Below are 26,110 nucleotides of genomic sequence, written 5' to 3'. Positions count from 1 at the left end.
TTGACGAACACGATGGATTCCACGCAGGTTCGCGGTCAACTCGTCGAGGCGCTGCGCCTCGACCTGATCGGCCCCGACAACGACCACGCCTTCGCTCACGAGCTGTTACCCGAGTCGCCGACCCGCTGGTATCTGACCGGCTTCCTGGTGCCATGCCATGCCCCGGAGGAGCAGCGCACCGATCTCCAAGAGGCCGAACAGCTCGATGCCGGCGGAGACATCGATGCCGACGAGGGTGCGCCGCCGGATCGCGCCGCGGCCGGCAAGAGCTACCTGCCGTCCTCGCTCGGACTCTCGGTGCTGGTGGCGCCGGGTGTCGACCGTCTGGAGGCCGTCGTGGTGTGGGGCGATTATGGGTTTGAAGGGGCGGCGGAAGAGCCACCGCCCGAACCGGACGCCCAGGCGCAGGAGCAAGCAGAAGAGCCGCCCGTTGCCGCGGGGACACCGGCGCAGTCGCCGCGGGGTTACCGCCGTACGCCATGCACGCAGACACTCGATCTTGTGCTACCGGCTGCCGGCTCGGCCCCCGTCAAGTTGGCCGTTCCGAACAGTCGTGGCCTGGTGCTGGTGGCAACCAGTCGGGCGGTTCCCGCAGCGACGTCACTGCCCGCCGGGACCCTCTCGGTCGCGGTGTTCCTGGTCAACGAGCGCCTGCCCAATCCGGATCACGGCTATCGCTCCTTCGCCTTTCAGGCGGGTCTCACACTGCGCTCGGCGGTGCCCTTCGTGGCGCGCCCCGATCTGCGCGGGTCCGGCAACGGTGAATTGACCGAGGAATGGGATGCCCGGGTCGGCGATCTCCAGTATCGCGATCTCTACGAGTACGCCGTCGGGCATGGGGTAGCGGCCAAGGCCACCCTGACCGAGGGTGATCGGTGCTGTGAGGCGGCGAGCGACTGGTTGCCGAGTGCGCAGGTCGAGCGTGTCGAGCCGGCCGCGCTGCCCTTGGTCGAACTGGGGATGGAGACCCTAGCCGACCTGCAGGACGGCAATGATGCCGCCACCAAGCTCTCGCCCCTGGTCGAGCAGTATCGGACCTGGATCGGGGTCCAGCGTCAGAAGTGCACCGGTTTGACCAAACGGCAGGCCATCACGGCAACAGAGCTGCTGGATGCGGCCGAGCACGCCGCCAGTCGTATCGCCGCGGGGATCAGCTTGCTTGCCGATCCCGAGGTCTTGACGGCCTTCCGGATCGCCAACCGCGCCATGGCGGCGGCGGCGCGGCGACGCAATGCCCAGTCCTGTGGCCAACCCCCCGCCCAGGTGCCAGCGCCCCGCTGGTACCCCTTCCAACTCGCCTACATCCTGCTCACCCTGCGCGGCGTCGCGGACCATACGCACGGCGATCGTGAAGTGGTGGACCTGCTGTTCTTCCCCACCGGCGGCGGCAAGACCGAAGCCTATCTGGGGTTGGCGGCATTCATCCTGGTGCTGCGGCGGCTGCGTCATCCGGGACTGCGTTCCGCCGGGGTCAGTGTGCTGATGCGCTACACCCTGCGGCTGCTGACGCTCGACCAGATGGGGCGCGCCGCGACCCTGATCTGTGCCCTGGAACTGGAGCGCGAAGCCGATGAACGCCTGGGGCCCTGGCCCTTTGAGATCGGACTCTGGGTCGGCAAGGCCGCGACACCCAATCGGATGGGCTGGAAAGGCTACGACGGCCCCGGCAAGGAAGAGACCGCTTATCTGCGAACGAATCGGTACAAGCGTGATCCCAAACGTTATTCACGACCGATTCCACTGGAGAACTGCCCCTGGTGCGGTGCCGAGCTGGCGCCCGATTCCTTCCGTCTGGCGCCCAACCCCAACCAGCCGCTCAACCTCGAGGTGCGCTGTATCGACCACGGGTGCGAGTTTTCGGCCGAGCGGGGCTTACCCATCATCGCGGTCGACGAGCCGATCTATCGACGCCTCCCGGGACTGCTGATTGCCACCGTCGACAAGTTCGCCAGTCTGCCCTGGACGGGCGAGACCGGGGCCTTGTTCGGGCGCATCGAGCGCTACGACCAGGACGGTTTCTACGGTCCCTGTGCGCCCGGCGGCAGGCCCTTTGGCGGGCGCCTGCCGCCGCCCGATCTCATCATCCAGGACGAGTTGCACCTCATCTCAGGGCCGTTGGGGACCATCGCGGGGCTCTATGAGACGGCGATCGACGCCCTGGCGACCTGGACCATCAATGACGAGTCCGTGCGGCCGAAGATCATCGCGAGTACGGCCACCGTCCGCCGGGCCGAGCGCCAGATCCGGGCGCTGTTTGGTCGTCCCCGGGTGGAGGTCTTTCCGCCGCCGGGACCGGACCGCCGCGACTCCTTCTTTGCCGTGACCAGGCCCGCGCGTGAGGTCCCGGCGCGGCTCTATGTCGGGGTCGCCGCCCAGGGACGCAGCCTCAAGGTCCTGTTGCTGCGCAGTGCGCTCGCCTTGCTGTCCGCCGGTCAACGTCAGTGGGACGCGGCGGGCGGGAAGAAGGGAACGCCGAATCCCGCCGATCCCTACATGACGCTGCTGGGCTATTTCAACAGTCTGCGCGAGTTGGGCGGTACGCGCCGGATCGTCGAGGATGAGGTACGGGCCCGCCTGTCCCAGTATGGGATGCGCCGCCGGCGGGAGCCCGCTGATGGCCTCTTTGTGAATCGGAGCATCGCCTACGAGGTGCTGGAACTGACTTCGCGCGTCTCCACGGGCGAGGTGGCGGCCACCAAGCGCCGCCTGGCCCTGCCGTTCCAGGAGAAGGAGCGCGTGGACGTTGCCTTGGCCACCAACATGATCTCGGTGGGACTGGATATCCTGCGGCTCGGGTTGATGGTGGTGCTCGGCCAGCCCAAGACCAGCGCCGAATATATCCAGGCGACCAGTCGCGTCGGACGTGATCGCGCCCACCCCGGGCTGGTGGTCACCCTGCTCAATATCCATAAGGCGCGCGACCGCTCCCATTACGAGCGCTTCGCTGGCTATCACGCGGGCTTTTATCGCGCGGTGGAGGCCACCAGTGTCACGCCATTTTCGCCGCGGGCCCTGGACCGCGCCCTGGCGGGTGCCCTGGTGTCGCTGGCCCGTCAAGGGGATGCGTTGATGACCCCACCCCAGGGGGCGGAGCAAATCCTTGGCCGGCGGACCTCGCTTCAATCGGTGGCCGAGTGGTTTGCCGAGCGCGCCCGTGACCATGATCTCGACCAAGCGCCAGCCGCGGCCCAACAACTGCACGACCAGGTCCTGCACGGCTGCGAGGACCTGCTCGATGCCTGGAGCCGGATCGCCGAGGACATGCGCGCGACCAACACCAGGTTTCAGTACCAGCAATGGGAAATGGCGGGCGCCGCGCGTTTACTCTATGACCTCCTTGACCCGGACCTGCCCACGCTGCAGGAGGTGCGCCAGCGCTTTCGCGCCAATCGCTCGATGCGCGACGTGGAGCCCAGCGTGGAACTCACGGTCAGGAACCTGGATGCCTGGAGGAACAGGCCATGACAAAACCGACACTGCGCGCCAGCCAAGTGATCACGACCTTCGGACCGGGCGCCATGGTGGACCTGCCGGACGCCTCGGTCCTGATCGCCGGTCTGGATCATTGGCAGTACGACCCGAGCCAGTTGGCCGTGATCGACGAGCCGCGGCTCCTGACCAAGCTCGCCGACCAATTGGGCCGGTCCGGCCTGACCCTGCGCGCACCGCCCCCGGCCAGTGACAGGCCGCAGGGATTCCGCCCGGATATCGTCGCCTGGCGTTTTCCCGAGTGGTTCATCGTCCAGGACGCGGAGCTGACGGCGGCGGGCCACCGGCGCCGTCGCCTCGTACACGCGAATGCACTCGACGGGGGACGGTTCCGGGGCGACGACCGCAAGAACAAGAGCGTCGTGCCGATACGCTTCGTGCACGCCTGCATCATGGGGCACATCGGCGACATCGACTGGCCGGCCTTTGTGCATGGCACGGCCGGGTGTCACCGTGAACTCTGGATCGAGGAGCGCGGCACCAGCGGTGACCTGGACGCGGTCTTCATCATCTGTGCCTGCGGTGAGTCCCGCTCCGTGAGTCAGGCGGCGCGCCGGGACCTGAAAGCACTCGGCCACTGCAACGGGGATCGGCCCTGGCTCGGCGCCGGGAACCGCGAGCCCTGCGGCGAACTGAATCGCTTGCTGACCCGGACCGCGTCTCACGCCTACTTTGCGCAACTGATGTCGGTGATCTCGATTCCGGACACCCGCAGTCCCGTGGACGAGGTGGCCCGGTCGCTGTGGGACGATTTTCTGAGTGATGTGGAGACCCTCGCGGAGCTGCAGAAGGTCCGGATGAGGCCCACCCCGGCGGCCAGGCTCGCGGGGATCGACGACGCGGCGGTCATGGCCTCGATTGACCGGATACGCAATGGTGCGAGCGGCTCCCCGCGCAGCGTCAAAGAGGTCGAATTCGAGGCTTTGACCGAGGCGAAGGACGAGCTTGGCAGCGATAAGCCTGGCGGGCATTTCTACGCCCGCACCCTGCCTGCGGCGCACTGGCAAGGCCCGGCGACCCAGTCAATCGAACGGGTCGTGCTGGTCCATCGACTGCGCGAAGTCGTTGCCCAAGTCGGCTTCACGCGCTTTGAGGCGGCCGGGCCGGACATCGACGGTGAACTCGACCTCGGGGTCAAATCCGCCGCGCTGGCGGCGGATGCGTCCTGGCTGCCGGCCGTCGAAAACCACGGTGAAGGGATCTTCCTCCAGTTCAAGGCCGAGCTGATCGACACCTGGCTGAAACGGCAAGCCGTGATCGACCGGGGCACCGTCCTCCAGGCGGGGTTTGCACTTTGGAAGCGCGACCATGAGCAATCCAACCGCGAATTTCCCGGCCTGCCCTATATCCTGCTCCACTCGCTCTCCCATCTGTTGTTGACCGCCGTCTCGTTGGAATGCGGCTACCCGGCCTCGTCCCTGCGCGAGCGCGTCTACGCCAGACCAGGGCGTTACGGCATCCTGATCTACACCGGTTCACCGGATGCAGAAGGGATCCTTGGGGGACTGGTCCAGGCCGGCCGCGATACGCCCAGGCACCTGCGCCGTGCCATTGAATTGGCGGCGCTGTGCTCGAACGACCCGGTGTGCGCCTACCACCATCCGGCCCTGCATGACCATCAGCCGCTCAACGGCGCGGCCTGCCACGGTTGCCTGCTCATCGCCGAGACCTCCTGCGAACAGCGCAATGAGTTCCTGGACCGCGCACTGGTGACAGCCACGGTGGGTGCGCTCGGTGCGGAGTTTTTCGGGTCCTGAGGCTGGTCCTGCTAGAGGCCCTCCGGGGCGGCCGACGGGACAGCGCGCCGCACGGCGTCCAGCCGCTCCGGGTCGAGCCCGGCGGTGCGCCGGTCGGCGTGACAGAGTGCGCCGCGGAATCCCAGGTAATCAGGCCCCAGGGGCAGCAGGGCAGGGATGTCGGCAAGCCGTAGGGCCCCGGCGAGTCCGCACAGGAGACCCAGAGACCGGGCCTGGGTGACAAAGGCCCGCAGCACATCGGGACCCAAATGATCGAGCAGCCCGCCGGCCGCCTTGTCCGCGGTGTCGAGCATGACCCCGGCGCAACCGGCCGCGGCGAAGGGGCGCAGGTCGCGCAGGTCGGGGGCGCGGTCGGCAAACAGGACTACGACGATGGCGCAGGTCTGAGCGAGGTCGGCGATGGCCGGCAGGCAGGCTGCGCGGTGGTCCTTCGTGAAGAGGCCGACCTTCACATAGTCGACCCTGGTGGCGGCGGTGGTGCGGATCAGGTCGCGGGTCAGTTCGGCGTCGGCGGGCAGGTCGCCGATGGTGGCGCTGACCGGGCGGCGGGCGGCGACCCGGGTGAGGATCGCGCGGATCTGCTCGCAGGGCAGGGCGCCCAGGGCCCCGCGTGCCGGGTCCTTGAGGTCGATGAGGTCGGCGCCGCCGCGGATTGCCTGCTCGGCCTCAAGCGTGTCGGTCACACTGGCCAGCAGTCGGGTCATGGCAGGGCCCCGCCGGACTGATGGGCCGCTACCCGCTGCATCAGCCAGTCCCATGCCTCCTGTTCCCGGGGGCCGGCGGTCTTCTGCATGGCGATGCTCAGGTAGGCGATGTCCTGGCTGACCTGCGCCGCCGGCAGCCGGTCGAGCCGGCTTACCAGGATGGCCAACTCCAGCACGGCCCCTTGGGCGCGGTTGAAGCCCTGGAAGGGGCCGTGGGTCTGCTCCAGGACCGGGCGGCAGAGCAGGCGCGGGCGCTCCGGGTCGTCCTCGAGCGTCTCCAGTTCCAGTTCGGTATGGGCCAGGGCGTCCGCCAGGCGCGGTGCGGCGACGCGCTGGGTGTCGACCAGGGGCCAGTCCGTGCGCCCGGTCAGGCAGCCGGCGAAGATGCGCACGTCATCGGTGTAGTTGACTACCGCGCTGCGGCCGGCGAGCAGGAAGTCGAGCGTGGTGGAGGGCCGGAAGGGGGCGATGACCAGGTGCGGCCCCGCGCGGCGGATGCCCATGGGGGCGCAATGGGTGCGCCCGTCCGGGTGGCGGGTGGTGACGATGACTTCTTGGATCATGGTGAGGTCCTGATCGCGGTCCTACGTGGGGCTATGGGGGTCGATGCCGACGCTCGGGGCTGGTGCCCGGCGTTCCCAGGGTCAGCGTTTACCCTGGAAAGAGCAGTTTGGCCGCAAATGAACGCTAAAGGACGCAAATAATCAAGGGTATGGCCAGCGCCGCCCGCGCACCGGCGGTATTTAGCATGGCCGCCACGCGCAGATTTATTTGCGTATATTTGCGTTCATTTGCGGCTAATCATTCTTTCTTGGCTTACGGGTCGGCCCGACCGGGTCGCAGTGCTCCAGATCCGTCGGCCCCGGCGGCAGGACGCAACCCCAGCGCAGGGGCTGGTCCTGGACATAGCGCTTGCCGAGCTGGTGGGCAATCTGGGCGCGGGCCAGTTCTACGCCCAGATAAAAGGCGTGGCCGGCGTCCTCTTGCACCCCCAGGTGAGGATAGAAAGCGAAGGGGTCGTCGAAGCTGTGCAGGCCGTCGCGGTTGAAGCAGTGGATGCCCTCGCTGCTCACCTGGATGCGGTAGTTAGGGTCGCGGATAGCGGCGGCCAGCTCGCGGATGTCCGGCAGGCTCGCCGGGAAGGGGTTGCGTTCGTGGATGGCGGTCAGGCCGCCGTCGATCTGTTTGGGCAGGCTGCCCTCCTGGCGTGCCCAGTGCATGATGCGGCGCGCCCGGTCGGCCTCGCGCACCGCGCTGCGGCAGTGGGCGCTGACCTGGGTGGTCAGGATGTTGCCGATCTCAAGCTCGGAGACCAGGCCCATGAGGATGGCGGTGATGCCGGTGGTGTCGGCCTCGGTGAGTTCGGTCAGGTTGCCCAAGCCCATCATGATCTGCGCCCCTGGGTAGGCCCGGCGCAGACTGTGATAGCGCACCAGCGAGTCGGCGAAACCGAAATGGATGGGGTCCAGGATGGGGTCGGCCAGGTAGGGCCGGCCGCGCGCCTCCAGGTGCGCCATGGCCCGCTCCAGGGAGGGCAGGTCGCCCGGTTGGCTCGGCACCAGCACCGGGCAGGCGGCGACCTGGTCCGCGATCCAGAGGTTGTCCTCATTGAGGCTCAGCAGGAAATCCGCCCCGGCCTGGCCGCCGGCCAGGAGCTCCGCGGACTGCATGGAGTCCACGCTGACCAAGTGGCCGGCCTCCTTCAGGGCGCGCACGCTCGCGTCCAGGTGCGCGAAGGGGGTGTCCGGCAGGCCGCCCAGATCGATCACGTCGGCGCCGTCGGCGCGCAACCGGGCGGCCCGCGCCAGGATCGCCGGGACGTCCAGACGCGGGGCATCGACGATCTCGGCGAAGATGCGGACACTGTGGGCGCTGAGGTCCGGCCGCCGACCGGCGAGGCCGAAATAACCGGGCAGGTCCATCAGTTCCTCGGGTCCGCGCTCGACCGGGATGCCGAAGTGCTCAGAGAGTGCCGCCAGGTCCCCACGGCAGCGCCCGGGGATGATGATCCGGTCGGCCCCGGCGGTATCGTCGAGCCGCCGCCGGATCATGTCCGCGGTCATCAAGGCGGCGACCTTGACCCCGAGCTGGCGCACCGTCCAGGTGGTATCGCCCAGGTCCAGCCCCTCCAGGACGCGCCGCAGGGGCCGCTCGGCGAGTTGGCCGGTCAGGAACAGGAGGTGCCCACTCATGGGGGCAGCGCCAGGGCGGCCGCCAAGGCAGCGACGCTGTCGACCACCGTCGTGTACTCGAAGCCGCGCAGGCGCTCGACATTCTCCAGGTCGATGCGGCGCGGATAGACCATGACCTGGCCGCCCGGGGCCTCGGTCTGCATGGCGGGGGCGGTGTCGCACGCAAAGACGATACTCGGGACCCGGCACTTGCCGGCCTGGGCGTAGATATTGGTCACCAGGGTGTCGGAGATCCCGCAGACCATCTTGGCGACGGTGTTGGAGGTGGCGGGGGCGATCACCAGGCGGGAATAGATGCCCTGGTAGAAGCGCGCGACTGGGGGGGCGCTGGCCGCGCCGTCGCGATAGCAAGTGATGCGTTCACGCAGGCGCTTGAGGTCGACCCCGTACATGACCAGCACCTCGGCCGCCGCACGGGTCAGAAAGAGGTCCACGTCGGTGCGCGACTCGACCAGCGCCAGGCATTCGCCAAGGAAATGGCCGGAGCCGGTGATGGCCCAGGCGAGTCGGGGGGTGGCAGGGTGCTGCATCGTGGGGCCTGGGGTCCTGGGTGGGGGGAGGAATGAAGCCGCTGTCGCCAGGTGGATCTGCGCTACAGGTGTGACCCACCGGCGCCGGGGACCATAAGCCAAACAGCGCCGCCCGCACAAGCCCCGCGCGTGCGGCCGGGCCGGTCGCCGGATGGGTAGAGCGCAGCGAAACCCATCATTGACGCTGATAACGCGCCTGTCTCAGCGTCGATCGTCTCTTGGTGACACTTGTTGCATAATCGGCACAGGTCGCAGGTCCGCACAGCGGACCCTACGGCACCGTAGGGTCCGCTGTGCGGACCGCTCGCCACCCGCTGCGCCCCGCCCCCCGGCACCCGGCTGACCGGTCCGGTCCTTGCAAAGGACAGGCACCAGCCGCGCATCGATCCCTCAAGAGCCACCGGTATGTCGAACTCCGCCGCCGCCGATCCCGCACCCGACCACGCGGGTCAGGTCGGCCCCATCATCGCGGCCCACCGTGACCGGCCCGGCGCCATGCTGCCCATTCTGCACGCGATCCAGCGACACCTGGGCTGGGTCCCGGGCGCGGCAGTGCCGCTGATCGCCAACGCACTCAACTGCTCCCGGGCCGAGGTCCAGGGGGTGCTCGACTTCTATCACGACTTCCGCCGCGCCCCGCCCGGCCGGCATGTGCTGCAGCTCTGCCGGGCCGAGTCCTGTCAGGCGCTGGGCGGTTTGGCGCTGGAGGCCCACGCCCGTGCCGTCCTTGGTCTGGATTACTACCAGACCAGCGCGGACGGCGCCCTGACGCTGGAGCCGGTCTACTGCCTAGGCAACTGCGCCTGCTCGCCCGCCGTACGGGTCGATGACGAGATCCTGGGGCGCGTGGACCAGGAGCGATTCGACGCGCTGATCGCCGGACTGCGCGGCGTCGGGGCCACGGCATGACCGCGACCCAACCCCAGCGGGTCTATGTGCCGGGCGATTCCGGCGCCCTGTCGGTGGGCGCGGACCAGGTCGCGCGGTCGCTTCAGATCGAGGCGCAGCGGTGCGGCCTGCCGATCGAACTGGTGCGCAACGGGTCGCGCGGGCTCTATTGGCTGGAGCCGCTGGTGGAGGTCGAGACCCCGGCCGGACGCATGGCCTATGGCCCGGTCCGGGCACAGGATGTACCCGACCTGTTCGCGGCCGGCTTTTTGAGCGGCGAACCCCACCGCCTGGGCCACGGCCTCACCGCCCTGATGCCCTATCTGGCCGGCCAGGAGCGCCTCACCTTCGCCCGGGTGGGGCTGACCGACCCCCTGAGCCTCGACGACTACCAGGCGCATGGCGGTTTCGCCGGGCTCAAGCGCGCCATCGGACTTGAGCCCGCTGCGATCGTGCAGGAAGTGACCGACTCCGGCCTGCGCGGGCGCGGCGGCGCCGCCTTTCCGACCGGGATCAAGTGGGCCACGGTCCGCGATGCGCCACTCACGCCCAAGTATGTCGTCTGCAACGCGGACGAGGGCGACTCCGGCACCTTCTCGGACCGCATGTTGATGGAGGGCGACCCCTATTGCCTGATCGAGGGGACCACCATCGCCGCTCTGGCGGTGGGGGCGACCCAGGGCTATATCTATTCCCGCTCCGAATACCCCCACGCCTTCCGGATCATGGAGACGGCCATCGCCCGGGCGCGGGCGGCGGGGTTTCTGGGGCCGGACCTGCTCGGTTCCGGCCGCAGCTTCGAGTTGGAACTGCGCATGGGCGCCGGGGCCTATATCTGCGGCGAGGAGACCGCCATGCTGGAGAGCCTGGAGGGCAGGCCCGGCCTGGTCCGCTTCAAGCCGCCCCTGCCGGCCATTGCCGGGCTCTTCGGTCGCCCGACCGTCATCAACAATGCCATGAGCCTGGCCTCGGTCCCGATCATCCTGGCCCAAGGCGCCGCCTTCTATCGCGACTATGGCGTGGGCCGCTCACACGGGACCCTGCCCTTCCAATTGGCGGGCAATATCCGCCACGGCGGCCTGGTGGAGAAGGCCTTCGGGTTGACCTTGAATGAGATGCTCTACGATTATGGCGGCGGGTCCGCCAGCGGCCGACCCATTCGCGCGGTGCAGGTAGGCGGGCCGCTGGGGGCCTATGTCCCCGAGTCCCAATTCGACATCCCCCTGGATTACGAGGCCTATGCGAAGATCGGGGCCATGATCGGACACGGCGGCATCGTCGTCTTTGACGATACGGTGGATATGGCGCGCATGGCCCGCTACGCCATGGAATTCTGCGCCCACGAGTCGTGCGGCAAGTGCACTCCCTGTCGCATCGGCTCGCGGCGCGGGGTCGAGGTCATCGACCGCATCATCGCCGGCCAGGCGCGGGCCGCCAACCTCGCCCTGCTCGAGTCTCTGTGCGATACGATGCTCAATGGTTCACTGTGCGCATTGGGGGGCATGGCGCCCTATCCGGTGCAGTCGGCGCTACGGCACTTCCCGGAGGACTTTGCGCCAAGTTAGATCACGTTAGCGGCGTTCGGTCCGCACAGCGGACCCTACGGGCGCGGCGTCAGGCTCGTAGGGTCCGCTGTGCGGACCGCCGACCTCGCGGCTCACGGGAGGGCCGCAGTGACCAACGTACTTTCTTCCAGAGGCAAGACCATGTCCCTCCCCCGCGACCCCGACTTCGGTACCCCCGCCCGCGCCTCCGATCGCCTGGTGACGCTGACCATCGACGGCGTCGCGGTGCAGGTCCCGGGGGGCACCTCGGTCATGCGCGCGGCGGAGTCGATCGGCAGTCGGGTCCCCAAGCTGTGCGCCACCGACAGCATGGAGCCCTTCGGCTCCTGCCGTCTGTGCCTGGTGGAGATCGAGGGCCGGCGCGGCTATCCGGCCTCCTGCACCACGGCGGTGGAGGAGGGGATGCGGGTCCGGACCCAGACCGACAAACTCGCCGCGGTCCGCCGCGGGGTCATGGAACTCTATATCTCGGATCACCCGCTGGACTGTCTCACCTGTTCCGCCAACGGCGATTGCGAGTTGCAGGACATGGCCGGCGTGGTGGGCCTGCGCGAGGTCCGCTACGGGATGGACGGGGACAATCATTTCGATGGCGGCAGCGCCGCACCGAAGGACGACTCCAATCCCTATTTCAGCTTCGACCCGGCCAAGTGCATCGTCTGCAGCCGCTGCGTGCGGGCCTGCGCCGAGATGCAGGGGACCTTTGCCCTCACCATCTCCGGGCGCGGCTTCGATGCCCATGTCAGCGCGGGTGAGAACCAGCCCTTCATGGAATCCGAATGCGTCTCCTGCGGGGCCTGTGTCCAGGCCTGTCCCACCGCGACCCTGATGGAAAAGTCCGTGATTGAGATGGGACAGGCGCAGCAGTCGGTCGTGACCACCTGTGCCTATTGCGGCGTCGGCTGCGCATTCGAGGCGCAGCTCAAGGGCAACACGGTGGTGCGCATGGTCCCCTGGAAGGACGGGCAGGCCAATCACGGCCATTCCTGTGTCAAGGGCCGCTTTGCCTGGGGCTATGCGACCCACCCGGACCGGATCACGACCCCGATGATCCGCAAATCCATCCATGACCCCTGGCAGCCGGTGTCCTGGGATGAGGCCTTAGGCTATGCCGCCGCCGAGTTCAAGCGCATCCAGGCGCAGTACGGGCGGGGGTCGGTCGGCGGTATCACCTCCTCGCGCTGCACCAATGAGGAGACCTATCTGGTCCAGAAGCTGGTGCGCGCCGCCTTCGGCAATAACAACGTGGACACCTGCGCCCGGGTCTGTCACTCGCCGACCGGCTATGGGCTCAAGCAGACGCTCGGCGAGTCCGCCGGCACCCAGACCTTCGACTCGGTGCTCGCGGCGGACGTGATCGTGGTGATCGGTGCCAATCCCACGGACGGGCATCCGGTGTTCGCCTCCCAATTGAAGCGGCGGCTGCGCCAGGGCGCCCGGCTCATCGTCGTGGACCCGCGCCGGATCGACCTGGTGAAGAGCCCGCACGTGGCGGCGGACTTTCATCTGAAGCTGCTGCCCGGGACCAATGTCGCCATCGTCAATGCGCTCGCCCATGTGATCGTCACCGAAGGTCTGGTGAACGAGGCCTTCGTCGCCGCGCGCTGCGAGCCCGCGTCATTCGCCGCCTGGCGCGCCCATGTCGCCCAGCCCGCACAGTCGCCGGAGGCCCTGGCGGCGGTCACCGGCGTGCCCGCCGAACTGATCCGCGGCGCTGCCCGGCTCTATGCCGGTGCCGCCAATGCCGCCATCTATTACGGCCTGGGGGTCACCGAGCACACCCAGGGCTCGACCATGGTCATGGGCATCGCCAATCTCGCCATGGCCACCGGCAACATCGGCCGCCTGGGTGTGGGGGTGAATCCACTGCGCGGTCAGAACAATGTCCAGGGGTCCTGCGACATGGGTTCGTTCCCGCACGAGCTGCCCGGCTATCGCCACGTCTCGGACCCGGATACGCGGCGTCTGTTCCACGACGCCTGGGGGGTGGCGATCGATCCGGAGCCGGGCCTGCGCATCCCCAATATGTTCGAGGCGGCCCTGGACGGCAGCTTCCGCGGGCTCTATTGCGAGGGCGAGGACATCGTCCAGTCGGACCCGAATACGCAGCACGTCCAGGCGGCCATGTCCGCCATGGAGTGCGTGGTGGTCCAGGACCTGTTCCTGAATGAGACCGCGAAATACGCCCATGTCTTCCTGCCCGGCTCGAGCTTCCTGGAGAAGGACGGCACCTTCACCAATGCGGAGCGGCGCATCTCGCGGGTGCGCAAGGTCATGCCGCCGCTGGCCGGGCTGGCGGACTGGGAGGTCACCGTAGCCCTGTCCCGGGCCCTGGGTTATCCCATGGACTACCGGCACCCGTCGGAGGTCATGGACGAGATTGCGCGTCTCACCCCCAGCTTCACTGGCGTGAGCTATGCGCGCCTGGACGCCCTGGGCAGCATCCAGTGGCCCTGCAATGCCGCTCACCCGGACGGTACGCCCATCATGCATGTGGATGAGCTCGTCCGCGGCAAGGGGCGTTTCATGGTCACCCATTATGTGCCGACCACGGAGCGGGTCACTCACCGCTATCCGCTGATCCTCACCACCGGCCGCATCCTCTCGCAATACAATGTGGGGGCCCAGACGCGGCGCACGGCCAACGTCCAATGGCACGCCGAGGACCGGCTGGAGATCCACCAGCCTTCCGCCTGGCAGGAGCGCCACCGCCGCTTCTCCAAGCGGCAATTGGACCTGCTGCCCGGCGCCGCGGCAGCGGTCGAGCCTTGAGTGGGCGCCATGCACGCCAGCCAGGGACCGCGAGCGGCCCCCGTGGGAGCGGTCTTCAGCCGCGACGAAGACCGCCGCGATCCTGCCGCCGGCCGCTACCTACCTGGTGCCGCAACGCCCCTGCAAGGCCTCGAAGGACCGGCCGACTGGCCCAGCCACCAAGGCGTGCAGGTCCTGCAACTGGAGGGCGGTCAGGCGCTCGAGCGCCCCGACCAGGTCATCGAAGAGGTCCCGCTCGCTTTGGTCTACAACCGCATCTCCCACGCAGTCATGTTGGTCACCCCGGTCGATCTCGCGGACTTCGTGCTGGGCTTCAGCCTGGGGGAGGGCATTCTGGGGGCCGCCGCAGATCTGCATGACTGCGAACTGGTCCAGGTCCGGGGCGGGATCGAGGCGCGCATGAGAATATCCGCCGCGCGCTTCGCCGCATTGAAGGAGCGCCGCCGGACCCTGGCCGGACGGACCGGCTGCGGCCTGTGCGGCGTGGAGAGCCTGCAGGCACTGGAGCGCCCGACGGTCCCGGTCGAGCGGACCTGCCGCCCGCGTCCCGGCGTCATCGCCCGCGCACTTGCGGACCTGCCGCGGCACCAGCCCCTGTTCCGCCTGACCGGCGGCGGCCACGCGGCCGCCTGGGTCGGGGCTGACGGGGCCGTGCGGCTGGTGCGCGAGGACGTAGGGCGGCACAATGCCCTGGACAAGCTGATCGGCGCCCTGACGCGGCAGGGCACCGACCCGGCGGACGGCTTTGCCATCTGCACCAGCCGGGCGAGCTACGAGATGGTCCAGAAGGCAATGACCGCCGGCATCGGCCTCCTGATCGCGGTTTCAGCCCCGACCGCCGCCGCCATCCGCCTGGCCGAGGCCGCCCATCTCACCCTGATCGGCTTCGCGCGCGGCGAGCGGATGTTGGTTTATACCCATCCGTGGGAAAGTACGGAAGTACTTTGGTAACGAGCCAGGAACAAGTAAGGCACAAACACCATCGTTGTCGTAATCGTAAGCGGAGAAGCAGTGCAATTTGGGGTGCGAGAGCATCCGGACCATTACGATAATCTGGACAACGACAACGACAACGACAACGACAACGACAACGACGCCGGGCGGCGGTGCGAGCCTAACGTTCTAACGTACTTCTTTCCGCGAGCAACCAATGGATATCCAAAACCTCATCAAACAAGCCAACCAGATCGGCGACTTCTTCGGCGCCTGGCCGGACCCCGCGCAGGGGCGCGCGGAAGTCACCAATCATCTGAAGCGCTTCTGGGAACCGCGCATGCGCCGCCAGATCATCGAGCATGTGCGCGCCCAGGGCGGGGCGGGCCTGAACCCGCTCGTGATCGAGGCGATCGGACACCTGGAGCCGATGGGGGAGGGCGCATGAGCTTCTCGTCGCAACTGTGGTGGGCCATCGGCATGGGCCTCTATGTGCTCGCCGTGCTCTTCGGGACCCTCATCCCCTATCGGGCCATGGTCGCGCGCGGCATGGAGCCGATCCGTGCGGTCTATTACAACCGCAAGATCGTCCATATGCTGGCCGGCGGGGTCGGGTCACTGGCGGTGCCGCTGGTCTTTACCGATCCCTGGTGGCCCCTGATCGCGGGGCTCCTGTTCACCCTGTTTACCCTGCTCGCCCATCGCCTGGGGCTGCGGATGTATTGGTTCCAGACCCCGGACAATACCAATGATGTGAAGTTCGCCCTGATGTGGGGGCTCTCGGTCTCCGGCCTGTGGTGGCTGCTCGGCGACCCCTGGCTCGCAATACTCCCCGCGCTCTACATGGCCTTCGGTGACGGCGTGACCGGCATTGCGCGCAATGCACTGGTGCGCCGCCGCTCCAAGAGTCCCATCGGCAACCTCTTCATGCTGATCGTCTGTGTCCCGCTCGGCTGGGTAATCGGCGGCCAGGCCGATCCATCGATCCCCTGGTGGGGGGTGGCCTCCGCGGTGGTCGCGACCTGGATCGAGCGCTATGAATTCGGCCCCATCGACGACAATGTGCTGATTACGGTCGCGGCGAGCGCGGTGCTGCTGCTGGGGTCGGTGGCGGGGCGCATCGGTTGATGCGATGTAACGAGTCGAGAACACGTTAAACGCGATCGTTGTCGTTGTCGTAATCGTAGAAGCGATGCACTTTGGGGTTCGAGAGAATCCGTGGCACGGCCTTGATCGCAAATCCGCCCAGCCCACCCCCTCGTGACACCGCTCTAGAGATTGGGCAAGTATTCGGATCGTGCCCGGTGCCTGGCGTAGACTGTCAGCCAAGTCGGAACCAAGGGGTCAGGGGGATGATCGGCAGACGCTACAAGCAGGGCACGGCACGCGGGTACGAGGCACGGTTGCCGCGGCGCATCGAAGACTTTGTGGGCACGGACAATCCGGTGCGCGCGATCGACGCCTTCGTGGACACCTTGGACCTGGCGGTGCTCGGGTTCGTGAACGCGGGCGGGGCGCGGCGCTGCGGGCAACCGGCGTTCGCCCCGGCGGCCTTGCTCAAGCTCTACATCGCCGGCTACCTGGATCGGGTGCACAGTTCGCGGCGCCTGGCGCGCGAGTGCCGCCGCAATCTGGAGTTCATGTGGTTGCTGGAGGGCCTCACCCCGGGCTACCGCACGATCGCCGCCTTCCGCCAGTTCAACGGCCCGGCGCTGCGGGCGGTGTGCAAGGACTTCATCCTCCTGTGCAAGGACCTGGACCTGCTCGGCGGGGAGGAGATCGGCATCGACGGCGCCTTCTTCAACGCCAGTGCCAGCGACGCCAGCGTCATCACCAAGACCACACTGGAGAAGCGACTCAAGCAGATCGAGTGCGACATCGCGGCCTACCATCAAGACCTGGAGACCCAGGATGCCCAAGAACGGGGGTTGCCTGAGGACCTGAGCAAGACCCCGGAGTTGGCCGCCAAGATCGTGACGCTCCAGGCGCGCCAAGCGCAGCACGCTGCCCTGCTCAAGCAGTTGGCGGACAGCGGGGACACCCAGATCTCGCGTACCGACCCCGATGCCCGCGCCTTGCGCAAGGGCGGCCAGCAGCTGGTCGGCTACAACGTCCAGAACTCCGTCGATGGCAAGCACCGGCTGATCGTCCATTACGAGGTGACCAACGCCGGCAACGACACCCAGCAGTTGGCCCCGCAAGCCCTCGCGGCCAAAGCGGTGTTGGCGGTCCCGAAACTGACCGCCGCGGCGGATGCCGGCTATTTCAACGAGGCGCAGTTGGCCGCGTGTGCGCAGGCCAACATCACCGTCTACGTCCCGGTTCCCGATTACGAGAAGCGCCTGACCGCGGAAGGGCGCTTGAGCGGGGCGAGTTTCCAGTACCTGCCGGACACCGATGTCTATCGCTGCCCCGGCAACCAAGAACTGCACCGGTACGGCGAGCCGCACCGTCGCGCCGGCACCGGCACCCTCTACACCCGTTACAGCCGCCCGCCCGGCGCGTGCCAAGACTGTCCGCTCAAGGCCTCCTGCCTGCCCGCGAGCGGCCGGCGCCAGATCGAGCGCTCCGAGCATGCGCCGGTCGTGGAGGCCCTGCGCCAGCGCATGGCCGACCAGGGACCCGCGCGCATGCGTCAACGCGCCGGTTTGGTCGAACACCCCTTTGGTACGCTCAAGCGCTGGTTCGGCTGGGACCACTTCCTGGTGCGCGGCTTTGAGAAAGTCTGGGGTGAGATGAGCCTGATGGTGCTCGGCTACAATCTCACGCGGGTGATCCACATTCTCGGTGTGCAGGCGTTTCGGGATTACTGCGCCCAGCGTTTGTCCAGGCGCCTGCTGCCCGCCTAGGCAGCAATGGCGAGCGCATCGATAGGCTTATGTTTTCTATCAAATAGCAGCCTCGGAGACGGATTTTGACGGCCAGTCGCTCGCGTCCGCGCCGCTCGCCCGCGACGAAACCGGGCGGCGCCAGGCGCCGCCAGGTACGCGGTGGCACGCCCCCTGGCGGACACACCATGAATACTTTCACAATCTCCCCAGCGGTGTCACGCATGTGTTGGGCGCTCTGCGCCCTAAGGCCGGCGGGCGGAGTTATGACCAAGGCCCCGCGGCACTACGATAATCTCGATTACGACAACGAGAACGAGAACGAAGCGGGCGGCGAGCGAGGACCTGGATTGCGCTGCGCTCCATCCAGGCTACCGATCCTATGCCCGTGCGTTTCCCCCCGCGCCTATTTGAGGGTGGCAAGCCACTCGGCGATGCTCTGGAACTCCTCGTCCGGCACGCTCGCCATCAGGGGCCGCATGGCCGCGGACAGCCCGTTGGTCCGGGTGCCGTCGCGAATCGCCTTCATCTGTTCCAGCAGATAGGGCGCGTTCTGGCCGGCGAGCTTGGGATAGATCGGCAGCACCGTCGTCTTGGCGTCATCCCCATGACAGGCCTGGCAGGCGCGCGCCTTGTAGAGCGCGCCCCCGTCCGCGGCGGACAGGTTCCCGGCGACCCCCAGTGCCAGGCCGACGCCGGCCGCCGCGCACCGGGCCAGTTTCTTGAGTAACCGTTTAGCCCCCCCTGGGTGCTGGGTGCCAAGGAGTCCCGGCGGGTCGCGGCGGCCTTGATCATAAATCCGGCCATCAGCCCTTGCGGCGGCCCGTCGCGGCCGGGAACCGCTCCGACGCCGTAGGAGCGACCCCGGCTGCGACGCGTGCCAGCCGCGGCCGGGCCGCAATTATGATCACGGCCGGTCGCGGCGATCGGTCAGATGGCAGGTAAGGGCAACGGCGGGGCCTGAAGCCCTTGGCGGCGCTGGCGGACTACCTCGGCCAGATACGGCCAGGGCGAGACGGCGCGTTTGCGACAGGTCTCGATGACGCTGGCCAGGTGGGCGAAGGCGCGGGTGCCCTGCGCGGTGCGGGTCCCCATGCCGATGCGGCGGGCGATGACCCAGTGGCGCAGGGCGCGCTCGGCTTCGTTGTTGGTCAACGGCAACTCCGGATGGTCGAGTACCACCCAGAAGGTGTCCCAGTCGTTGAACAACTCGCGCGCCAGCGCGCGCATCTTCTCATGCGGCGCATCGACCTGACGCAGGCACTCGTCGAGCAGGGCGTTGAGCATCCGCGCATGCCGTGCGCGCAACACCCCGACGGGGGGCGGGGCGCCGCGGGCGTCGTAAACGGCGGCCATCACCGTCGCGATGACCGTCAGGATCTCGCTGCCAAAGCGCTGGGCCGCCGGTTCCAAGCCATCTTCCAGCGCCTGGGCCTTGCGGATCAGGTGGGCCAGGCAGCGCAGCCGTTGGTCCAGGTCGCGATAGGCCCAGAAGCCGTCGCTCATCAACCAGCCGTTGAAGGTCTCGCCGAGCACCTGGCGCACGACCTCCACCGAGCGCTTGCCAACGACGAACAGCGTGGCGGTGGCACAGGTGAACACCCACAGCCACCGCAGCCGACCATGCTCCTTCCAACTGGTTTCATCGGCATAGCGCAGTTCGACATTGCGCACCGCCGCGTAGAGTTCCGCCTCGACCACCGGGGCCACCGCCCGTCCGGCTTCGTGAAGGCACTGGTTGATGGTCGCGCTCGACAACTCCAGACCCAGCCAATCGGACAGAAACTCACGGACCCGCGCCCGCGACAACCGCATGCGCTGGCTCAAGGCGCAGATGAAGGACACTAGCAACGGTCCGGCCAAATGCCACTCGGTCAGGGCCACCGTCCACTCGACCTCGCCCGCCGCGCGCCCCGGCTGCGCCTGCGTCCAGTGGCCGCAATCGCAGCAGCATTCAAAATAGATGTGCTTGGTCTGGCGCAGGAGCAGTCCGGTCGCGCCGGCACCGGGCTGGATCAGCTCGATTTCGTAGCGGGCGTTGTGTGCCCGCGCCACATGAGCATCCGTCAACGCCTGGCCGCACCCCGCACAGCAGGTTGGCCGGTGAGGCTGCTCGGCGTCCACCGGCAGGTGCTGGGTGCGGCTGTGCCCCGGGCTGCCCGGGCGCCGACCGGGGGGCTGGCCGGTGACCGTCCGGTGCGAGCCCTGACGGCGCGGCCGGGGCGCCGCCGGCCCCGCCGGCTCAGCGTCGCCGGGGGTGTCTGCCGCAGCGGCCCCGTCCTGCGACCCCGCGGGGACGTCGGGCTGGCCAGCGGGCGTGTCCTGACCGCCCGTGCCCTCCCACGGCAGCCGCGTGCTCGGTGGCCGCGAACTGTTGGAGGGGTTCTGCCCCAGCCGCTCGCGCGCCGCCTTCAGGTCCGCCAGCGCCTTGCCCAACAGCACCCGCGCCTGCGCCGACGTGAGCGTCTGCAGGTAGGCGTCGTCGAATTGTCTGAGGTCGTGATCGCTCAGGTGCATGGCGGGGGCGTGGCGGCGCTGGCGCACTCTCGTATAGAAGCTTGGGCCATAGTTTGCCAGGACCGTCGAGCTTTGTCGCGTAGGCTTATGATCGTCGGCGAGGCATTCATCCGACTCCCGGCCATCCCGCTGGCCGCGCGGTCGCTGGTCCGCACAGCGGACCCTACGGGCGCGCAGCCTCCCCGTAGGGTCCGCTGTGCGGACCGGGCGTGGCTGGCCGAAACTACGTCACGCCGTCCGCGAGGGGGCTAAGAACAGGGGGGGCTAAACGGTTACTTTCTTGATTGCTCTCATTTGTCCTCCGAATCTTCTTTGTTGTCGGTCTCGGGTGCATCCCCGGTGGCGCGAGGGCGCCGATCCGCAGTCCAGCTTCCACAGCAATTTTGATGCCATTGATCCGGGGCTTGACCCTTCCGATCTGTACCAAGCGGCGGACCCGCCCTTGCCCCAGCGGTGCGACACACTGTCACGGCGAGGCTGTCCCATCCGCAGACAGAGCGCCCGCGTCGGGTCCGCTGTGCGGACCGGCAACCTCACTGCCATCAACCCGGAAAAAGCAGTTCAGCCGCAAATGAACGCAAATCGACGCAAATAAACAGAGACGTGGCCTTTGCTGCATGTTCGCCGTCCGTGCGATGCCCGGGCCTTGATCATCGTTCCGGCCAGCGGCGGTCCGTCTACAACCGGAGGTCGAGGCTTTAGCCGGTGGCCGTTCCCGAGATATCCAAGAGAAATCAGTGGCGCCTGCACGCTGGACCGGCTAAAGCCTCGACCTCCAGTGGCCGGAAGGACGATCGAGGCCGACGCCCGCGACGATGCCAACCAGCAGATTTATTTGCGCTTATTTGCGTTCATTTGCGTTCATTTGCGGCCAAATACTCTTTTCGGGACTAACGCCAGCATCCTAACGCGCCGGATTGATCCCATAGCGCTTCATCCGCCGATACAGTGTATTACGGCTGAGCCCCAGGTTCTTGGCTACCAGGCTGACGTTCCAGTGCAGGCCCTCGAGCATCCGCAGCAGGGCGTCGCGCTCGGCCACCCCCAGGGCGTTGAAGGTCTCCTCGGGGGCCTCCGCGGCCGCGTCGGTCATCGGTGGGCGGCCGATTTCATCCGGCAGGTCGGCCGTGGTGATCCGGTTGTCCTCGCACAGGGCGGTAACGGTGCGCAGGACGTTGCGTAGTTGACGCAGGTTGCCGGGCCAGGGGTAGTTGAGCAGCAGGTCCATGGCCGCGGGTTCCCACTCCAGCGTGACGCCGGGGCCGGCCTGATCCTGGGCGACCTTGATGATCAGTTCGCGCCGGTCACCGCGCTCGCGCAGCGGGGGGATGGTGAGCGAGATGCCGTGGATGCGGTAATAGAGGTCCTCCCGAAACTGGCCCTGGGCAATCAGGGCGCGGATGTCGCGATGGGTGGCGCTGATGAGCTGGATGGAGACGGGGATGGGCCGGTCGCCGCCCAAGGGGACCACCATGCGGTCCTCCAGGACACGCAGCAGGCGCGCCTGGAGTTGCACCGGCATGTCGCCGATCTCGTCCAGGAACAGGGTGCCGCCGTCGGCCTGGAGGATCTTGCCGCGGCTGCCCTCCCGGTTGGCCCCGGTGAAGGCCCCGGCCTTGTAGCCGAACAGCTCGCTCTCGATCAGTGACTCGGGCAGCGAGGCGCAGTTGAGCGCCACGAATGGCTTGTCCCGGCGCGGGCTCGCCTGGTGGATGGTGCGGGCGAAGACGTCCTTGCCCACCCCGGTCTCGCCGAACAGCACGCAGGGGATGTCGCGGTCCAGCACCTTCTTGATGGTCGCGACGTTACGCTCCATGCGCGGGTCGCCGAAGTGCAGGGCCTCGAAGGGGCCGATCACGGCCGGGGTGGTGCGCGCCTCGCCGACCAGGTGGGGGCGGATCACCGGGGCGGGCTCGGGGCGGCCACTGTTCTCGGGGGGCTGGACCTTGGCGAAGAAGCGCCGCTCCGAGCGGGTCTCGTGGATGGGGAAGGCGGCGCCGCCCTGGGCATGGGCGCGCTTGAGCAGCGTGCCGATCGAGCTGGTGAAAAGGTCGTGGAGGAAGCGCCCGACGATTTGTTCCGGGCCCTTCAATTCCAGTTGGAAGATGGCGCTGCGGTTGACCGCCAGGATGCGCCCGTCCGGGCTGAAGGCGATCAGCCCCTCGCCCAGGGTGCCGATGAACTCGACCCGGCTGTGGCAGCGGAAGATATACGCATCGCCCATGCCGCAGAAAAACACCCGGTTCTCAATCACCTGGGCGGCCATGTTGAGCAGCACCATGGTGTGCTGCTGGGCCAGGGTCGCCTCGCTGGAGGCATCCAGGATGGCCAGCACCTCGCCGTTGGGGTCGAAGATGGGTGCGGCGGCGCAGGTGAGCGCGGCGTTGCGCTCGAAGAAATGGGAACCCTGGTGGACGACCAGGGGCTTCTTCTCGACCAGGCAGGTGCCCATGCCGTTGGTCCCCTGGATCGCCTCGCTCCAGACCGCCCCGGTCTGGATGCCGACCCGCGCCGCGGTGTCGGTGAAGATGGGGTCCCCGATATAGTTGAGCAGGACCCCGTCCCGGTCGGCCAGCATGATGGCGTGACCGGAGCCGGCCAATTGCTGATAGAGGTTGGTCATCTCCGGGCGGGCGATCTCCAGCAGGCGCGAGTAGCGCTCCTGCCGGTCCTTCAGATCCCCGCGGGGGATGACGACCGGCGCGGGGGCGGCCCCCGGGTCGAGTCCATGGTCGCCCGCGCAACGCTGCCAGGAGGCCAGCGTCACCCGGTCCAGCGCGGAGCGCACGAGCTCGTTGCCGGCGAGCACGGCGTGCACGCGCGCCCGATGATCGGACACGACGAGTTTGAGGGGAACGGTCACCAAGGCATTGTCCTCCAGTGGTGATGGAGCCGCACCGGTGGCCTTGCGACGGCGGCGGTGGCGCTACGCTGATTCCCCCGTCGCCCAGGGTCGCGGGGGTCTTATCATTTTTTCTGCGTTCGACTGCCGACAGTACGACAGGCGGGGCCCGGGCACAAGTCGGTGCCGGTCGCGGGCGTGCGACGGCGCCGGTTCAGTGCCGCGCGAGCGTCTCGCGGACCTGCTCCGCCAGCCGGGCGGCGGCGCGCGCGGTCGCCGGCCCGGTCTGGCCCTTGGCCTCCACCACGAGGTCGCGCACGACCATCCCGGTGCGGCTGTCGACCAGGCGCGCCATCAGGTAGGCGAACAAAAAGCTCGGCTTGTGAAGGCGCCCGACCAGGACCAGGTCGGCCCCCTGGGTGCGGCCCAGGGCCGCGGCGGCCTCGGGGTGGTCGTAGAGATACCCGACGCCGACATTGGCCTGGGCCAGCGCCGCGGCATCGATCGACACCAACTGGTCGCTTCCCTGGGCCTTGAGCCCCTGCTCCACCAGGGGCCGCAGCGAGGCGGTGCGTGCCAACTCCTCGGGGGTGCCCGGCAGCAGGGTCAGGTCGTTCAACTCGAAGTCGAGCACCGCAATGGCCGGGGCCGCGGCCTTAGCGGCGGGCGCCGGGTCCGCATCGGCCGGCGCGACCCAGAGGAACCACAGGGCGGTGCAGATCAGGGCCAGGGCCGTCGTTCTATCGCCGCGGGGTTTTCTGGTTCGCATGGCCCGTTGTGCTCCGTTGTGAACTGCGCCCGCCGGGCCTTGATCATCGTTACGGCCGACGCTGCGCATTTGGAGTCCAAGGCTTCAGCCTTGGCCGACCGATCCAAGGCTAACGGCCAGTGCCTCGTCTGGCCAAAACCATGACCGAAGCCGGTAAAGGCCTTGATCATGGTTGCGCCCAGCGCGCAAGGCCCCCACAGCGGACCCGACGGGATGGCGCCGCGGGCCTCGATCATAATCCAGGCCACTGGGAGCGCCGCACCCCAGTGCGGCGCGATCTCGCTAGCGACTGCGGCGTTGCGTGCTGCGGACAGGCCGGGCCGCACTGGGGTGCGGCGCTCCCAGTCGGTCGGCCTGAAGGCCGACCGACATACCGCGGTGGCCGGAACGATGATCGAGGCCGCGCCGCGCCCGTAGGGTCCGCTGTGCGGACCAGCGACCTCGTCGCGCCCGTAGGGTCCGCTGTGCGGACCAATGACCTCGTTGCGACCGAAGTCGCCGGAACGCTGATCGAGGCCTCGGTAACCCCCGTTCCTGCTCGCCCGTCCTACTGGCTGACCCATGGCAAGCGTCGAGACGCTCAGCATCCCCCTCACCCCCGCTTCCGCTACCTCGGTACATACGCTATGTTCTTGCTTCTCAGCAGAGCCTTGAGACGCTCGACCTCCGCGAGGGCGGCCTCTGTCTCTTGGCGCACTGTTTCAATTTCCTGCCACCGGGTTTCCGTGGCCTCCCGCTCGACCTCCCGAGCCGCGCGCGCTTCCTCGCGCTCAGCCTGCTCTTGTCGGAGTGCGGCCAGGCTCTCCCTGAGCTCGGCCATTTCCCGTTCGATAGCGCGCTGTTGGCGCAGGAAGTCCTGCCGCCGTCGGTAGACGTCGTAGGCGCGTTCTTCGTCCGAAAATGGCTTCAGGGTACTCATGGTTTGCCTCATCTCAGGGGATCTGCATCCACGCGTGGAGCCGGCCTCGATCATTATTTTGGCCAGTTCGCGGGTGATATCCACCGCGGCCGGGGGGCCGCGCCTACGCCGTAGGAGCGGCCCCCCGGCCGCGACGGGTTGCCGCTAGGGCGCGTGGCCGGAGTTATGATCAAGACCCTTGTTTCGCGTCCTGCCGATTACGGCAAGAAGCTCAGGAACCGGCCGGGGGATTGTCGCCTTTCATCAATGCCTTGAGGCGCTCAATCTCCGCGAGAGCGGCTTTTTTGCCCTGCCGCTCGAGCTCCCGCGCCGCGCGCTCTTGCGCGAGCGCGGCATCTTTCTCCGCCAGCACGGCATCTTTCTCCGCCAGCACGACATCTTTCTCCGCCAGCGCGGCATCCTTCTCCGCCAGCACGGCATCCTTCTCCGCCAGCACGGCCTCTTTCTGCGCGAGCGCGGCCTTTTGCTCCTCAAACGCCTGCTGAGTCGAGCGTCGTTCCCGTTCGATGGCGCGCTGTTGGCGCAGAAAATCCTGCCGCGCCTGATAGACATCGTAGGCGAGTTCTTTCTCGGAAAAGGCCGTCAGGGTATTCATGGCTTGCCTCATTTCAGGGGTCTGCATCCACACGGGGAGCCGGTCGACGTCCAGGTGCTCGCCCTCTTTGAAGAACTTGAGCCAGCGTTGCTCCTCGGTCGTCACCTGTTCGTCGGCGAATTTGTTCAGTTCCAGGAGATAAATCCCGCCGTGGTTGAGCAGACACTGGCCGCGTTCGTCGCGCAGGCGGTAACGATGCGTGTAATAGGCGTCACCCGGCAGGAGGTCTTCGCCCAAAATCCAGATGGAGTAGGCGGGTTTGAGTTTGCCGTAGTCCTCACCGCTCCCCAACTGATGGTTGTAGAGGTCGTTCCAAGTGTACAGGACACGCCCGAGCAGGGCCGCGTAGGTCAACAACTGGATCTCGATCTGAAAGCGCCGGGCGCGGTCGTCATGGGCCTTGATGTCGACGATGCTGAGCTTGTCGGTCAGAAACTGGCGTTCGTTGTAGGGGTTGAGGATCTGCACCTGGGTGACCGGGTCCTGCAGATCGGGACCCAAGATAGCGTTGAGAAAATGGATCAGCAGGTTACGGTTCTCCTCAGACCCCAGGAGGGCCTTGAAGACACAGTCGATCTTGGGGTCGATGGGGTGGCGCATGGGGGGAGTTTAGGGCGGATTGGGGGCGTTGACAATTGGGCGCCGGTCGCGTCCGCTCGGGGTGGGTCGGACCCTGGGCAAGGCCCGCGGGGGCTCGGGGAAGATTTCTGGAGGTCGGACGGCCTTCGTCCGCGATGTCCGTTGCGGGGTAGGCGGCAACACGTTTTGATGACAACGGGCGGTCGCGCGAGCGGGTCCGGCCAAGGGGGC

19 protein-coding genes are annotated in these 26,110 nt (G+C 67.7%); 9 read left to right on the top strand and 10 right to left on the bottom strand.

Going from position 1 to position 26,110, the window contains the following annotated elements; genetic code table 11:
* Window positions 1-12: 12 nt before the first annotated feature.
* Together drmA and drmB are read left to right on the top strand one after the other, a co-directional pair.
* Window positions 13-3,465 (top strand): DISARM system helicase DrmA, encoded by a 3,453-nt coding sequence (drmA, locus tag THSYN_RS33225; protein ID WP_100923302.1) that lies wholly within the window; start codon window positions 13-15, stop codon window positions 3,463-3,465.
* A complete protein-coding gene (gene drmB / locus THSYN_RS33220) occupies window positions 3,462-5,246 on the top strand; it encodes a DUF1998 domain-containing protein (RefSeq protein ID WP_100923301.1) in 1,785 nt (594 codons plus the stop codon). Before drmA ends, drmB begins: the two co-directional genes overlap by 4 nt.
* Before the next feature lie 11 nt (window positions 5,247-5,257).
* Here drmB and THSYN_RS33215 read toward each other — a convergent pair whose 3' ends face one another.
* The 4 genes from THSYN_RS33215 to THSYN_RS33200 form a co-directional block, all read right to left on the bottom strand.
* Window positions 5,258-5,950 (bottom strand): (5-formylfuran-3-yl)methyl phosphate synthase, encoded by a 693-nt coding sequence (locus THSYN_RS33215; RefSeq protein ID WP_100923300.1) that lies wholly within the window; start codon window positions 5,948-5,950, stop codon window positions 5,258-5,260.
* On the bottom strand, window positions 5,947-6,513 hold the full coding sequence (locus THSYN_RS33210; protein WP_100923299.1) for a DUF447 domain-containing protein: 567 nt from the start codon (window positions 6,511-6,513) through the stop codon (window positions 5,947-5,949). The genes THSYN_RS33215 and THSYN_RS33210 overlap by 4 nt, the downstream gene beginning before the upstream one ends.
* 234 nt (window positions 6,514-6,747) lie before the next feature.
* Window positions 6,748-8,142, bottom strand: coding sequence for a DUF6513 domain-containing protein (locus THSYN_RS33205; RefSeq protein ID WP_100923298.1), 1,395 nt, complete (start codon window positions 8,140-8,142; stop codon window positions 6,748-6,750).
* On the bottom strand, window positions 8,139-8,672 hold the full coding sequence (locus THSYN_RS33200) for a flavoprotein (RefSeq protein WP_100923297.1): 534 nt from the start codon (window positions 8,670-8,672) through the stop codon (window positions 8,139-8,141). Before THSYN_RS33200 ends, THSYN_RS33205 begins: the two co-directional genes overlap by 4 nt.
* A gap of 405 nt (window positions 8,673-9,077) precedes the next feature.
* Between THSYN_RS33200 and THSYN_RS33195 the strand changes: the two genes are divergently transcribed.
* The 7 genes from THSYN_RS33195 (at window position 9,078) to THSYN_RS33165 (ending at window position 17,679) form a co-directional block, all read left to right on the top strand.
* Window positions 9,078-9,581: a formate dehydrogenase subunit gamma gene (locus THSYN_RS33195; protein ID WP_100923296.1), complete on the top strand. Its 504-nt coding sequence runs from the start codon at window positions 9,078-9,080 to the stop codon at window positions 9,579-9,581.
* The gene (locus tag THSYN_RS33190; RefSeq protein WP_100923295.1) at window positions 9,578-11,125 is read left to right on the top strand and encodes a formate dehydrogenase beta subunit; all 1,548 of its coding nucleotides are present in this window, start codon (window positions 9,578-9,580) and stop codon (window positions 11,123-11,125) included. Before THSYN_RS33195 ends, THSYN_RS33190 begins: the two co-directional genes overlap by 4 nt.
* Window positions 11,126-11,266: 141 nt before the next feature.
* Complete coding sequence (fdhF, locus tag THSYN_RS33185) at window positions 11,267-13,897, top strand: formate dehydrogenase subunit alpha (protein ID WP_100923294.1); 2,631 nt, start codon at window positions 11,267-11,269, stop codon at window positions 13,895-13,897.
* 9 nt (window positions 13,898-13,906) lie between these two features.
* Window positions 13,907-14,848: a formate dehydrogenase accessory sulfurtransferase FdhD gene (gene fdhD / locus THSYN_RS33180; protein WP_100923343.1), complete on the top strand. Its 942-nt coding sequence runs from the start codon at window positions 13,907-13,909 to the stop codon at window positions 14,846-14,848.
* Between the two features lie 199 nt (window positions 14,849-15,047).
* A complete protein-coding gene (locus tag THSYN_RS33175; protein ID WP_100923293.1) occupies window positions 15,048-15,278 on the top strand; it encodes a formate dehydrogenase subunit delta in 231 nt (76 codons plus the stop codon).
* The gene (locus THSYN_RS33170) at window positions 15,275-15,958 is read left to right on the top strand and encodes a hypothetical protein (protein ID WP_100923292.1); all 684 of its coding nucleotides are present in this window, start codon (window positions 15,275-15,277) and stop codon (window positions 15,956-15,958) included. The genes THSYN_RS33175 and THSYN_RS33170 overlap by 4 nt, the downstream gene beginning before the upstream one ends.
* A 224-nt stretch (window positions 15,959-16,182) precedes the next feature.
* On the top strand, window positions 16,183-17,679 hold the full coding sequence (locus THSYN_RS33165) for an IS1182 family transposase (protein ID WP_100920015.1): 1,497 nt from the start codon (window positions 16,183-16,185) through the stop codon (window positions 17,677-17,679).
* A 385-nt stretch (window positions 17,680-18,064) separates the two neighbouring features.
* Here THSYN_RS33165 and THSYN_RS37095 read toward each other — a convergent pair whose 3' ends face one another.
* The 6 genes from THSYN_RS37095 to THSYN_RS33130 form a co-directional block, all read right to left on the bottom strand.
* Complete coding sequence (locus THSYN_RS37095) at window positions 18,065-18,559, bottom strand: c-type cytochrome (RefSeq protein WP_335582536.1); 495 nt, start codon at window positions 18,557-18,559, stop codon at window positions 18,065-18,067.
* Between the two features lie 29 nt (window positions 18,560-18,588).
* Window positions 18,589-20,175, bottom strand: a complete 1,587-nt coding sequence (tnpC, locus tag THSYN_RS33155; protein ID WP_100918359.1) for an IS66 family transposase — start codon at window positions 20,173-20,175, stop codon at window positions 18,589-18,591.
* Between the two features lie 904 nt (window positions 20,176-21,079).
* A complete protein-coding gene (locus THSYN_RS33150; protein ID WP_236849078.1) occupies window positions 21,080-23,038 on the bottom strand; it encodes a sigma-54-dependent Fis family transcriptional regulator in 1,959 nt (652 codons plus the stop codon).
* Window positions 23,039-23,231: 193 nt separating this feature from the next.
* Window positions 23,232-23,786, bottom strand: a complete 555-nt coding sequence (locus tag THSYN_RS33145) for a DUF2380 domain-containing protein (protein ID WP_100923290.1) — start codon at window positions 23,784-23,786, stop codon at window positions 23,232-23,234.
* A 607-nt stretch (window positions 23,787-24,393) separates the two neighbouring features.
* The gene (locus tag THSYN_RS33135) at window positions 24,394-24,705 is read right to left on the bottom strand and encodes a hypothetical protein (RefSeq protein WP_100923341.1); all 312 of its coding nucleotides are present in this window, start codon (window positions 24,703-24,705) and stop codon (window positions 24,394-24,396) included.
* A 211-nt stretch (window positions 24,706-24,916) separates the two neighbouring features.
* Window positions 24,917-25,900 carry an Rpn family recombination-promoting nuclease/putative transposase gene (locus tag THSYN_RS33130; protein ID WP_100923288.1) on the bottom strand — a complete coding sequence of 328 codons (984 nt, stop codon included), beginning with the start codon at window positions 25,898-25,900 and terminating at the stop codon, window positions 24,917-24,919.
* Between the last annotated feature and the right edge of the window lie 210 nt (window positions 25,901-26,110).

Source organism: Candidatus Thiodictyon syntrophicum, assembly GCF_002813775.1.
GTDB classification, from domain to species: Bacteria; Pseudomonadota; Gammaproteobacteria; order Chromatiales; family Chromatiaceae; genus Thiodictyon; species Thiodictyon syntrophicum.
This window is presented reverse-complemented; position numbering and strand designations above follow the sequence as displayed.